This is a genomic window from Olsenella sp. oral taxon 807 (assembly GCF_001189515.2).
Classification (GTDB): Bacteria; Actinomycetota; Coriobacteriia; order Coriobacteriales; family Atopobiaceae; genus Olsenella_F.
In genome coordinates this window covers 535,681-548,256 of the sequence record NZ_CP012069.2, presented here as the reverse complement: position 1 = coordinate 548,256, position 12,576 = coordinate 535,681, and the positions used below count along the sequence as shown (strand labels likewise).

General features: G+C 59.0%; 9 protein-coding genes. 5 read left to right on the top strand and 4 right to left on the bottom strand.

Translation table 11 applies throughout. The features are described 5' to 3' along the window. Positions 1-152 precede the first annotated feature (152 nt). Both ADJ70_RS02350 and ADJ70_RS02345 read left to right on the top strand, forming a co-directional pair. A complete protein-coding gene (locus ADJ70_RS02350) occupies positions 153-848 on the top strand; it encodes a peptidylprolyl isomerase (protein ID WP_050343160.1) in 696 nt (231 codons plus the stop codon). A 224-nt stretch (positions 849-1,072) separates the two neighbouring features. Next, complete coding sequence (locus tag ADJ70_RS02345; protein ID WP_050343155.1) at positions 1,073-2,230, top strand: RlpA-like double-psi beta-barrel domain-containing protein; 1,158 nt, start codon at positions 1,073-1,075, stop codon at positions 2,228-2,230. Between the two features lie 8 nt (positions 2,231-2,238). On the opposite strand, the gene ADJ70_RS02340 is transcribed toward ADJ70_RS02345, so the two are convergent. The 3 genes from ADJ70_RS02340 to ADJ70_RS02330 form a co-directional block, all read right to left on the bottom strand. Then, positions 2,239-3,993, bottom strand: coding sequence for an AarF/ABC1/UbiB kinase family protein (locus tag ADJ70_RS02340; protein ID WP_253273213.1), 1,755 nt, complete (start codon positions 3,991-3,993; stop codon positions 2,239-2,241). Between the two features lie 10 nt (positions 3,994-4,003). Then, entirely contained in the window at positions 4,004-4,384 is a 381-nt protein-coding gene (locus ADJ70_RS02335) for a phasin family protein (RefSeq protein ID WP_050343153.1), read from the bottom strand. A 111-nt stretch (positions 4,385-4,495) separates the two neighbouring features. Next, positions 4,496-4,720, bottom strand: a complete 225-nt coding sequence (locus ADJ70_RS02330; RefSeq protein ID WP_216597300.1) for an HAD family hydrolase — start codon at positions 4,718-4,720, stop codon at positions 4,496-4,498. Between the two features lie 162 nt (positions 4,721-4,882). Here ADJ70_RS02330 and ADJ70_RS02325 point away from each other — a divergent pair, with 162 nt between their 5' ends. The 3 genes from ADJ70_RS02325 to ADJ70_RS02315 all read left to right on the top strand — a co-directional run bounded on the left by ADJ70_RS02325 (position 4,883) and on the right by ADJ70_RS02315 (position 10,837). Then, positions 4,883-6,139 carry a DUF1015 domain-containing protein gene (locus ADJ70_RS02325; RefSeq protein WP_050343149.1) on the top strand — a complete coding sequence of 419 codons (1,257 nt, stop codon included), beginning with the start codon at positions 4,883-4,885 and terminating at the stop codon, positions 6,137-6,139. Positions 6,140-6,439: 300 nt separating this feature from the next. Continuing rightward, the gene (locus ADJ70_RS02320) at positions 6,440-7,876 is read left to right on the top strand and encodes a polysaccharide deacetylase family protein (protein ID WP_050343147.1); all 1,437 of its coding nucleotides are present in this window, start codon (positions 6,440-6,442) and stop codon (positions 7,874-7,876) included. A gap of 333 nt (positions 7,877-8,209) precedes the next feature. After that, entirely contained in the window at positions 8,210-10,837 is a 2,628-nt protein-coding gene (locus ADJ70_RS02315; protein WP_050343145.1) for a bacterial transcriptional activator domain-containing protein, read from the top strand. A 232-nt stretch (positions 10,838-11,069) separates the two neighbouring features. On the opposite strand, the gene ADJ70_RS02310 is transcribed toward ADJ70_RS02315, so the two are convergent. Beyond that, a complete protein-coding gene (locus ADJ70_RS02310; RefSeq protein WP_050343143.1) occupies positions 11,070-12,482 on the bottom strand; it encodes a Sapep family Mn(2+)-dependent dipeptidase in 1,413 nt (470 codons plus the stop codon). Positions 12,483-12,576: the final 94 nt, after the last annotated feature.

Genomic DNA, 12,576 nt, shown 5'->3' with positions numbered 1-12,576 from the left:
AGTTCAGCGGTCAGGGGTGCCTCGATCGAGGCGCGAGCGGATGACAGGAGACCCTTGTAGGGTACAAAAGATATAAGCCAGCGACCACGGCCGGACAGGATGTCCCATCTTACCCGGCCATCCTGATACAAAGAGAGCTCGGAAGGATTCACATGACCACAGTGATGGACAGACGTAGGCTCTTGTCTTGGGTCCTCGCGACAGGTACGCTACTGGCACTCGACGGTTGCACCACCCAGAGCGACACGACAGCTCAGGATGGCTCTGGGTCCCGTCAAGAAGAGGACGAGACAGGCTCAGGCGAAAGATCTGGCGGTACGCTCACCTCTCCGCTGGACAACGGCTATGCCAGCGGATACCACCACGCAACCATAGAGGTCGAGAACCGCGGTATCATCACGCTCGAGCTCAACGCCACCAACACCCCTATCACGGTGAGTAACTTCGCCGACCTCGCAAGCAGGGGGTTCTATGATGGGCTCACCTTCCATCGCGTCATCAAAGGTTTCATGATCCAAGGCGGTGACCCAAAGGGGGACGGCACGGGAGGATCGGAGCGCACCATCAAGGGAGAGTTCGGCTCTAATGGCGTTACGAACGCCATCCAGCACAAGCGCGGCGTCATCAGCATGGCCCGCTCCGCCCAGAACGACTCTGCAAGCTCACAGTTCTTCATCATGCAGGAGGATCAAAGCTCACTTGACGGCAACTACGCTGCGTTTGGCAAGGTGCGTGATGGCATGGACGTAGTCGACGGCATCGCCAATGACACGCCCACGCGTGATGACAACGGTAGCGTTGCCCCCGCAGACCAGCCAAGGATAGTTGCCATCCGCATGGTAGACTAGCTGCGGTGATACTAGGTAGGGCCGTCGGAGTCATCGGAGCCGTGTCTCGATTGCCTCACCATTTCTGAGGTATACGAAAAAGCCTTACAAATCTTATAAAGTGCTCTCGAAATGTCAATATCTTAAGAGTTTTTATCGCAACGTTCCATTTTGGCTTACGTCTGAGAGGTCACTTAACGTACGATAAGGTGATTCTAGATACGAACACGGACAGCGGGAGAGAGATGAGACAGCACACAATACCAGGAATCGCAGCAAAGGCAACAGTCGCCGCACTCATCGCGGGTGCGCTCACCTGCCCACCGATAAGAGCGCTTGCAGAGACCCCCAGCCTCGAAGATCTTCAGAACAAGGCGATCGAGGCAGGTCAGAATTATCAGATAGCTCAGGATAAGGTTGACGGCATCAACAAGCAGATAGAGGAGAACCAGTCGCATATCGACGAGATCGAGGCGAAGCTTCCCGAGCAGCGAGAGAAGGCTGCTGTCGCCATGCGTATGCAATACAGGTTCCAAGAGAGTTCTCCTAACTTGATTGGCCTCATACTCGACTCCAACAGCGTAAACGAGTTCATAGAGCAGGTTACGTACCTCGACACGATTGCGAACTCCCAAGCAGACGAGATCGCCCAGCTCAACTCCATGGAAGGTGAGCTCACGTCCGCCAAGGCCACGCTCGAGGGTCAGAAGAAGCAGGCCGAGCAGGACGCAAAGGAGGCGAAGCGGACATACGACGACGCGCAGAGCACGAGTGAGGCCGCCAAGCAGAAGGCCCGTGAGGATGCCGCTGCGGCACAGGCCGCCTATGAGGCACAAGTCGCCGCCGGCAACACATCAGATGCAACAACCGAGGCAGTTGCGCAGAGTGAGGCCAAGAACCCGAGTCCGAGTCCAGCTCCTGTCAGCAACCCCACAAACAAGCCCAACAAAGAGGGCAATGCCGATTCGGGAGGATCACCGAGCCCAAGCAAACCCAGTCCCAACAACTCCAGCAACTCCGACGATTCGAACCCCAAAAAATCCAGCCCCAAAGGTGACTCCTCACGTGGGTCTTCCGATAACTCGAGCTCCTCTGACACGCCATCGAGAACGACCGCTTCGTACACCTATGTCCTCGCATCCACCTACGGCATAGGTGACGGGCTCATGTACAGTGCCACTGCCTCGGGCGGGAGGGTCACGCCAACCTCCATGGGCGTCGCGATGAAGACCATGCCCTTAGGCACGGTCATCGAGATCATCTACAATGGCAGGACGGCTCGCGCCGTCGTCAACGATCGCGGTCCCTATGTGGGCAACCGTCAGATTGACCTGCAGCCCGCCGTGGCGAATGCCCTCGGATTCGATGGAGTCGGAAGGGTTGGGTATCGCATCGTTGGGTAGCTTGCGACTCAGGGCCTCCGTTTGTGACGACGGTGCTCCTCCCGCAAGATCTGATACACGATCCAAAGTCCGAGCGCCAGTGCCACGAGGTAACCGATGAAGCCAATGATCGGAATGCCAAAGATGACTGGCTGAATGCGGGCATAGTAGATGACCGACGAGCCTATGAAGAGGCCAGCGACGATGATGCCCATGGTCAGGCGGTCAGCCGCATGAGCAATGTCGCTCATCGGATCGGTCGTGCCGGGTAGGTCGAGGTTCATACGCATCTGCCCGCGCGTGAGCATGTCCATCGCGAGGGACGCCTGAGAAAGGGTGTCGACTACGCTTCTTCCCGCTTTGACTGAGCCACGTGCGAGCTGTCTCAACTCGTCCTCGACGAGCTTTTTCGGGTCTCGGTGAGCCTTGATATGCGCTTGAATCACCTCGATCACCGAGATGTCGGGCAACAGCTTGTAGGCGACGCCCTCAAGCGTGACGAGCGACCGAACGAGCATGGTCATCGCACCAGGAAGTTCGATCCCATTCTTTCTCGCCATCGCAATGATCGCGTTCAAGAAGGCACCCATGTCGAACTCGGAGAGATCGGTCAGGCCAAACTCATTGACAAGCTGGTCGAGATCCGCCAAAAGATGGGGATGATCGATATCACTCGTAGTCCCGGTCGAAAAGCTGAGAAGGCCGTCCTTGAGACGGGCTGAGTCACGATCGGCGACGGCGAAGGCCATCTCCTGGATAGCGCCGCGATCGTGCGCGGAGAGGCGTCCTACGATGCCGAAGTCGAGGTACATTATCCTGCCGCCCTGAATCTGAAGATTACCCGGATGAGGGTCGGCGTGGAAGAAACCATCATCCAGTATCTGTTGGGCGAAGTTGTCTACAAGCTTGGTGCCTATCTCCTCAAGGTCATAGCCCTCACGTACAAGACGATCGTTGTCACCGATGGGGATACCATCCACGTAGTTCATGACAACGACGTGCTCGGTGCAGAGTTTGGGATAGGGCATGGGGCAATCCACGAACTTGCAGTCTGCGTTGTTGTGCCTGAACTCTGTCAAGCTGCGGACCTCGACCAAGAAGTCCGTCTCCTCCAGAAAGGACTGCCAGAGCTCGTCTACCACTGACTGAAGGTCAAGAAACTGCTCGTCTCCCATGAGGCGGGAGGCGCGCTTGGCCAAGGAGCTCATGATCGAGATGTCTTGGGCCATGATCTCTTGCACATGAGGGCGCTGCACCTTAATGGCGACAAGCTCCCCGCCAACCAGACGAGCCTTGTGTACCTGTGCAACCGAGGCCGAGCCCAAGGGCACGTCATCGATGGCATCGAAGATCTCCTCGATGGGCCTATCGTATTCCCCCCGCAGCGTCTCGAGCAGCAGATCACGGTCCATTGGCTCCACGCTCGTGCGGAGTTTGGCGAGCTCCTCGCAGAAGCTCTGGGGCAGAATCTCGGAACGCATGGAGAGAATCTGCCCCGCCTTCACGAAGGTAGGACCAAGCTCCTCGAGAAGATGGCGAAAGGACTCCGGCGTAAGACCATGAAAGATGTCATAGCGGCTCGCTATCGCCAATACCTCTCGGAGGCGAGCCATCTTGCTCGCCCGCGTGATCTGGTACCTCGTGGCAGGAGACGACTTCCCTCCAAAGAGTCCGATCGTCTCCTCCCACGTATCGGCATGGTCAGGATCCATCTCCACGTACCAGTCACGCGGAGCGTCCCTCTTACCCTCTTGTTCGGTTATGCCCCCGGACACGTCGGACACGAGGCGCTACCTACTTGTCCTCGCCGTCACCCTCAGCGTCCTTGGCCGCGCCATCCTTAGCCTCGTCATCACTCTCGACTTCGACCTCTACGGTCTCGGCATCGAGCTTCGAGGCGATGTTCTGGACGTTAGAGACCCAAGCGGCACGCTCCTCACTACTCATGGCCTTGAGCTTTGCCGTGAGCATAGCCTGCGAGGCGTCATCCGTAGCGTCACGGAACTTCTGCCTGAGCTCCTCGTTAACCGTCTTACCCTGCTCAACGGTCAGCTCGCCCTTCTTGACAAGGTCGCTCACGACCTCCTGAGACTTCTCGGCACCCAGCGCAACCGCACCGACGCCAGCTAGAAAGATCTTTCGGACCCCATCGCCCAAATCGTCGAAGCCACTCATATGGTCCCCTTTCGTGAGTCCTCGGCCCGCATGCGCGGGCAGCCATCCAAGACTATCTCATTTGTACCCACCCATCGGCAAGCCAAAGACGCCAGTTAGTGCCAGACACCATCAATTCTTGGCTGCCCCACCCAACAGGACGTCCGGCAGCTCATCCACAGTCGAGACGATCACGCTCGCCGTGGCGCACTCAAGCTCGCCCGACTTCGCCGTGTGGCCAAGCTCCACACCCACACAGGGCACGTTGCAGGTGCGTGCCGCCTCGACATCATAGCGTCGATCGCCCACCATGACCGCGTCCTCGACGCCCATGCCCACCTCACCAGCAACACTCACGCAACACTGTCCGCGCTCAGTAACCAAACGAGAAACTCTGTTTAGTGTTTCGCTCGAGGGCATCACTGCCGTGCTATGTTGGTACCGTCATGTGTGTCGCAGCATAGCACGTCCCTCGCTTGCGCGACGCCTTGGCTTAACCAAGAGGATTCGGAGAAGACCATGCGTACGGAGCCCATCTCCTGCTATCGTCCCACACCCGACAGGGTCGCTACGTTCGCGAGCCTGCCCTACGACGTGTTTGACAGAGACCAAGCAGCCACCTACGTGAGGGCACATCCCGGCAGCTTCCTTGCGATAGACCGTCCCGAGACGGCCTTTGCGCCCCATCACGACATGTACGCGCCCGAAGTCTATGCAAAGGCCGCTCAGATCCTGCGCCTACGCATAGAGGACGGCACCCTTGTCGAAGACACGTCACCTTGCTACTACCTCTACCGCCTCGAGCAGAACGGACACACCCAGACGGGCGTTGTGTGCGCCTGCTCGATAGACGAGTACGAGGACGGCACCATCAGGCGTCACGAGAGTACGACGGCCGCCAAAGAGACGGACCGCATCGAGCACATCAAGGCGACAGGAGCCCAAACTGGCCCCATCCTCCTCGCCTATCCAGACGATCCCACGCTGGACAGACTGATCAGAAAGGCAAGCGAGACTGCGCCCCTCTATGATTTCACGGACGACGGAGGTGTGAGACAGACAGTCTGGAGGATAGCTTGCGCGACGAGCGTTGAGGCCATCAGGAAGGCGTTCTCCTCAATCGAGCATGCCTACATTGCAGATGGCCATCACCGCGCCGCAAGCGCAGCCAAGCTGGGACTGATGATGCGCGCACAAAAACGCGCGGGGTACAAGAGGGGTGAGGCCTTGAGCGACCTCTTCTTGGCGGTGCTCTTTCCCGCAGGCCAACTTAGGCTCCTCGCATACAATCGCGTCGTGAGTGATCTTGCGGGGCATACGCCCGCAGAACTCCTCACTGCGATCGCTGCCGCCGGATTTGTGGTGGGCGCACCCTCAGTGAGCGCCGCCATTCCGAGAGGACGCAGACAGTTTGCCCTCTACCTTGACGGAAGCTGGCGCGATCTTGAGTTTGTCGACGGGTCATCCCTGCCGGATGACCCCGTTTCGAGACTGGATGCCCAGATCCTGCAGGATCGTATCCTTGGGCCGATCCTTGGCATCGATGACCCTCGCACGAGCGAGCGCATCCGCTTCATCGGTGACATCGAGGGGACAGGGCGTCTCGAAGAACTAGCCGGCACACACGGCGTCGCCTTCTCGCTCTTTCCCACCTCAATCGACGAACTCATGGCCGTCTCCGATGCGGGACGCCTCATGCCGCCCAAGTCCACATGGTTCGAGCCAAAGCTCAGAAGTGGACTCTTCATTCGCAAGATCCGAGAAGATGCGGGGTAGCTCGCTGTGACCGGCTGCGGCCCATTTTGAGCTGCAGGAGAATGCTCGCATGACTGGTGGGACGTAGCTCAGGATGCGCCTCTTAGGTCTAGAAGACAAAGGTTTGTGTTCTTTCTGCGGTGCGAGAGTGTGATATGCTTTTGCATTCACAAGACATACGCAACGATGCATTGTTATCGTTGTTTCTTAGCCCATGACGTTGTTCATTCCATATTTGCGTGATATTCTCACTTCGTGTATGTTGAAAGAAGGATACACAGGTGCCAGCACAATAGACGCAGCAACAGAACGGACCAGACCATGGCAGCTCATAGGAACAGGAATGATGCAGAAAAGCCCCATGCGCATCATCTCGCAACCCCAGACAACGATACCCCCAGCGATGAGGACGACCAGCAGGCCGTAGCAGGAAGGAAGGCAGGGCGTCCGCATACGCGCAAGAATGTCCCTCACGTTGACGAGACGCCTTCGGGAGCCTACTACATTCCCAGTGCCACCTACGGCCAGGGCGTCAACGGCAACGTCAAGAGGAAGCGCAAGTCCAGCAAGGTCTCGGCCGTTGTCGCCATCATCGTGGTGCTCTGTATCATAGCAGGGGGCACCTACCTGTGGATTAACCGACCGGTGGACATAACCTTGAACGGCGAGAAGTACACGGCAAGAACGGGGACGAGTCTCGCGACGCTCATCACCGATCACAAGATAGCGGTGACGCCCGGCAACAACGTCTCGGTCAGCGGCAACGTCATCAAAGAAGGAAAGGGCGAGCCCTTCTCGGCAAACGTCAACGGCAGGGAGCTCTCTGGCGATCAGCTTACCTCATACGGGATCGCGAGGGATGATGACATCACAGTGGGCAATGGCGCCGACATCACCGAGGACTATACCGCGACGACGACCGAGATCCAGCCGAAGCTCAAGATGGAGGGTACCTATGGGGCTCTGGCCTACGTCTCTCAATGGGGCAAGGTGGGCAAGGTCGAGAAGCGCACGGGTACTGTCTCGGGCGAGACCTGCGACGTCACGGTGCAGGAGGTGCAGGACTGCATCATCACGCTACATATGCCGACGCCCGACAGCGGCCAGAAGATAGTCGCCATCACCTTCGACGACGGCCCGAGTGTCTACACCCAGCGCTACCTCGACATCCTCAAGCAGCACAACGTCAAGGCCACCTTCTTCCAGATTGGCCAGAATGTGCGCGAGTACCCCGATCTCGCCAAGGCGGTTGTCGAGGCGGGCCACCAGGTAGCCTGCCATTCCGACACCCACCCAGATCTCACTACGCTCGATGAGGCCACCCTACAGAAGGAGCTCTCCCAGAGCATCAGCTCTATCAAGAACGCCACAGGAGTTGACACGACGATGCTGCGTCCTCCCTATGGATCGTTCAGAGAGGCGACGTGGCTCAAGAGCAAGGGCATGTTGTCCCTCTCTGTCCTATGGACCCAGGACTCCCACGACTGGTCACGACCGGGAGCTGACAAGATCGTCTCGAACTCTCTGGCCGGTATCGGATCGGGTTCCATCATCCTCATGCACGATGGCGGCGGCAACCGTGACCAGGACCTCGAGGCTCTACCCCAGATTCTGGAGACCCTGCAAAACCAGGGCTATACCTTCGTGACCCTCAGTGAGCTGATGCAGTCCGACAGCGCCATTCCCAACGAGATCAGGACCGGCGAGGCGAAGCTACCCGCAAACTGCGTGTGGCCAAGCGAACTCGGAGATGCCTAAGGGTAAAGGGCAAAGGGGTCCCTTGGCAGAGGTCCCCTTGGAGGACGCCTGGCGGACCAGATGCCCGTAGGCAAGTGCCCCGCAGATTCTGGGGTACCGAGTTTTGGGATCCAACTGGGAAAACGTCTCTACGATAGTGCCCCGCAGATTCTGGGGCACTATCGTAGAACCTCCTGGGACGCCATCTGATGACAAGGCTGGTGACAATCGGGAGGATTCTCCCCTGCCATCCAGATCGAGATGATGTCGAGAGACGTGCCCATGAGTGGGTATAAGGGCGATATCACAGACTGACATCGGATAGTGCGACGGAACCTTTAGCCCCGGAGGGACATGCTTCAGGACACGAGCCATCATGGAAAAGCTTCCTCCTCCTCACGGCGGCTGCTTCTCGCCTTCGAACTCCTGCTTGGCGTGACGCTGCTCGTGAGTTGCGTTCGAGTGGCACGGACGGGAGCGCTCATCTGGATACTGACCGTAGGCTTGGAAATCGTCGTCATCCTCATGCTCGAGCTGTTCAGGACGAGTGCCTATCGTGATGTGCCCATACCCCCACGGGAAGAGGACGTGCAGACTGCCGTCCAGTCAGGGGCTGCAGTCGAAACCAAGGCCGCAGCCGAGGCGGACGACACCGGCACCCTGGCTGAGCAGGCAGACAGTTCGGTCGTGCCAGACGAGGGTAAGGCAGGGCGTGTGACCCCACATGAGCCGATCCAAGCCCCGAAGACTCTCGACACGCATGATGACCACGCGACTGACGAGGGCGCGATGACGAGTAAGCATTCTCAACTTGACCTCGACAGCCTCTCGGCCAGGATCACCGAGACCGACGACCCCATAGCCGAGCTTAAGCTCTTTGTGGGTGACATTCGCACGCGCATGGCGGGAGGTACTCCTGACCACGGTAAGGGTAAACGTTCTCTGTCACTGACGGTCGACGAAGCTCCTCAACACATTGTCCACCCCTCTGGCATAGAGCGCTTCGCGGCACGAGTCCTCACAGAGGCGGGCCTCTTTGAGGATGATGTAGAACTCCCACCGCTCAAGGCCGTGATGCTCAATCGCTCTAGCCTGTTCTATCTGCGCATAGGATCAAAAAGCATCCCCTATCTCGCTCGCTTGCGCGTGATCAAGCTCGAGGCCGCGCTCAACCAGATACGCTTTGCGACACAGTACCTCAACCCTCGCGCAAGCGAGCAGGAATGCTATGAGCTCAACTGGCTCATGCTCAACCATATCTGCGTCCAGGCAGGTACCTTGGACAAGTCTCTCAAAGCCCTCGAAGATGACATCCCCGATAGCGAGTGGTCCTCACGCCGCCAGATCGCGACGGCACTCGAGACCCTCGTCCTCCCCTATCGGCTCGAGGCAAACTTTAGGGTCAACATAGCGGACGGCAACGTCTCCATCGAGTTCGCGGCTACGCCAGAGCAGGTGTTTCCCTCATCCATGCCCCTAAATGGGCTCGGCATTGTTCCGAGCTCACGCGAGGTGCGCAAGCGAGCTGCGTCCGTCTATATTCAGCGTCTTGCCATCCTCCTTGCCGCGATTGCCTTTCGCTCATCATCCAAGATCCTCCACGTATGGGTGGCCGCCACGCTCGACACGGCTAACCGTCACCAATGCTACCTCTCTGTTGACTTCGATCGTTGGCGCTTTAGCCAGATAGACGTCGAGAAGGACATGGATGACACCGGAAACTTCAACCGTGTCTACCACCGCTTCGTTCCTGCCATGCGCATCGAGCGCGGCATACTACGCCCAGTCAAGCAGACCTTCCGACTTGAGGAGCCTCGCTTCTGCCCACCTCGGCGCTACGAGGCGTTATCGCTCTCATCGAGGCGCATTCCAAAGGTCCAGGCGGAGGTCCTCGGCTGTGACCATGTCTACGATCTTGCCATCGAGGAGGCGGACAAGCGCAACTACGTCGCGATCGACATCATGCGCAGGCTTGTCTTTGACAAGAGCGATGAGGGTAGCACCGAGAAGAACGTACGCATGATCCTGGACGTTGCGGGTGATGACCCTGACCTGAGCGTTCGCTCGGCTGCTGAGCGCTGCGTCCAAGGTCTCATCGACGGAACCATCCCCGAGGAGCCGTTTGCGATAGGTGAGGAGTTTGCCAACGGCGATGCGCTCTCGAAGGCGGCCGAACGAGCACACGAGCAATTGGACAGAAAGGACCCCGCAGGGGCGATCATGACCCTGAAGGCCGCACTTGCCGATGTCGACGGACACGATCTCTTTGCGGATTCCAGGGGGATCGAGTGGCGCTACTTCGGAAACTACGTTGACCGTGCCCTCTATAATCGTCTCTATGGCGCCTCCGAGACCTCTGTCATGCTCGTTCCTGACAGCTACTTCGAGTGTCATCTGATGCTCTCGGCAGCCTATGAGGCGCAGGGCAGGCACGAGGCCGCCTGCAGGCATGCCAAGCGCACCGTCGAGCTTGCCCCCCTCGATCGCAGGGCGCATCTTCACCTCGTCCACTGCCTCGAGGTGGCAGGCGACAGCGAGGGGGCCATCGAGGGCCTGAACAGACTCCTCTCCACCGCGCACGACCCCGAGGGGCTCGGAATCGGCTACTATCGCATGGCCTTCTTTCAGTGGCAAAAGGGCAACATCCTTGCGGCCGAGGCATGCTACAAAAGCTCGCTCGGCATACTGAGGGGATCGTTTCCAATGGCGGCCACAGAGCTCGCGACCCTCGCGATGCAACATCCCGAGACCTTCCGCGAGGACATGAGCCAAGAGGAAATGATCTCAATCCTCACCGATGCCGACATCCCCATAGCGCCCACCGAACCCATAGCCGATGCCTTCCTCTCGTGCATGAAGGCCTCCGTCAACGCCGAAGTCTTTCCTGTCGCGCGCAACTTCGTGAGCATCCTGGCAGGGCTCTATCCCGACGATGTCGTGTTCGGAATCCTCCGCTCGCTCGAGACGGAGCCGGACGCGTAGCGAGGCAGTGCCCGTCTACGTTGCTTCTCCATGCGGTCTGGCTACGCCCGTTGCCGCGCACACACACTGCAACTCGACAGCAGTGAGCGCGCGATGCGGTGCGTTCAGGGTCAGGCGGCAGTGCTGAGCGGGATGGACTTCAAATCCGTGGGCGTTGCATTGAGAGATCGCACGTCTCAGATCTTGCTGGGAGGCCTTCCTCACGTGGGGGGCTGAGCTACCCCGAACCTCACTAAAGTTCGAGCTCCATCAGGCGCGAGAGAGAGACGATGTAGATCTCGAGGGCACGCTTGAACTGTTCTTCCGAGAAGCCCTCGTCGGCGGAGTGCTCGCTGCCCACCCAGTCGGGCATCGGATACGTGGGGTCGTTGGGCCCAAAGGCGCCCGCTACCTTGAAGTGGCGGGCATAGGTGCCACCACCAATGGTGTAGGGCTTGGCATCGCGACCAGCGTACTCGTTATAGGTTGCCACCAGCGCCTGGATGGGAGCTGAGTTCGGGTCGGTGGAGAAGGGCACCATGTCGAGGTCGACCGAAAGCTCGCAGCCATGCTCACGAGCCAGCCCTCCCACGCGGCGCGCGATCTCCTCACCCGTGATCGAGCTGGGATAGCGTGCGTCTATAGTCTGCTCAAAGGTGCCGCCCTTGGTGTGGATGGTGCCGCCAATACAGGTCAGAGGGTCAAAGAGGTCGTCTGTGGCAGCGATACCCAAGGTAGAGCCATCGGTGGAGCCAAAGACGAGTCGCTCGAGGTCGAGGAAGTCCCTCTCCGCCGCAGAGCAGAGGTCGTGATCAAGCAGGTAGTCAACCAGAAGACCGATGGCATTGATCGAGCCCTGCGGCTGCGAGGCGTGCGCGCCGATGCCATGGGCGACGAGTCGGACGTGCCCGTCTGAGGCTGGCTTGACCTCAATGCGATCGGTGCCGGGAAGTGCGTCGGCATCTGCCCGCACGATCGCCGTCGCCTCACCGGCAACGGCGTTGCCTGCAGTGCCGCCCTCAAGGCTCACGATCACGTCCGAGATGTCCCGCGAGCGTATTGTCGCGGAGAAGCCGCCTTTCTCGCCACAGATAAGCGGAAAGTCCGCATCGGGCGAGAAGCAGAATGCGGGCTGAGGGTAGCGTTCGAGATACCACTCAACATCGGCCATCTCGGTCTCCTCGTTGCTGCCGATGATAGCGCGAACGGTGTATGGCGCCTGCTCCCCCGTCCCTTTGGCCCTATCAGCAAACCACTTCGCCGCGTACAGGCTCAGCACGAGGGGTCCCTTGTCATCGAGAACGCCCCTGCCTATGAGGTAACCGTCCTTGCGCGTCAGCTTGAACGGATCGAAGGTCCAGCCCGGGCCCTCCGGGACGATGTCGGTGTGGGCGATCATCGCAAGCTGTCTGTCGCTTGCACCAGATACGTCCGCATACCCAATGTGACCGTCGAGGTTGTGGGCGTCAAGTCCCAAGCGCGAGGCGATCCTGACGGCCTCAGAGAGCGCCTCATAGGGCTTGGGGCCATAGGGCTTGCCCTTCTCGGCATGGTCCAGATCCTCGACTGAGCGAATCGCCACGAGCGTTGCGATGTCTGACACCGCGTCTTCCCATATCGACTCAACGTAGTCATGAACCTGCTGCTTGAGAACCTGATCTGTCATGGTAAACCTCTCTTTGGCTTGAAGCGGCTATGTATCTCACAGACGAGGATATCAGATGAGGGCGCCCCGCCCAGAGTAACCCTCAGCCTTCCCT

Coding starts and splice junctions, on each gene's coding strand:
- ADJ70_RS02345 (WP_050343155.1), top strand. CDS start 1,073: ATGAGACAGCACACAATACCAGGAATCGCAGCAAAGGCAACAGTCGCC.
- ADJ70_RS02310 (WP_050343143.1), bottom strand. CDS start 12,482: ATGACAGATCAGGTTCTCAAGCAGCAGGTTCATGACTACGTTGAGTCG.
- ADJ70_RS02335 (WP_050343153.1), bottom strand. CDS start 4,384: ATGAGTGGCTTCGACGATTTGGGCGATGGGGTCCGAAAGATCTTTCTA.
- ADJ70_RS02315 (WP_050343145.1), top strand. CDS start 8,210: ATGCTTCAGGACACGAGCCATCATGGAAAAGCTTCCTCCTCCTCACGG.
- ADJ70_RS02320 (WP_050343147.1), top strand. CDS start 6,440: ATGGCAGCTCATAGGAACAGGAATGATGCAGAAAAGCCCCATGCGCAT.
- ADJ70_RS02325 (WP_050343149.1), top strand. CDS start 4,883: ATGCGTACGGAGCCCATCTCCTGCTATCGTCCCACACCCGACAGGGTC.
- ADJ70_RS02350 (WP_050343160.1), top strand. CDS start 153: ATGACCACAGTGATGGACAGACGTAGGCTCTTGTCTTGGGTCCTCGCG.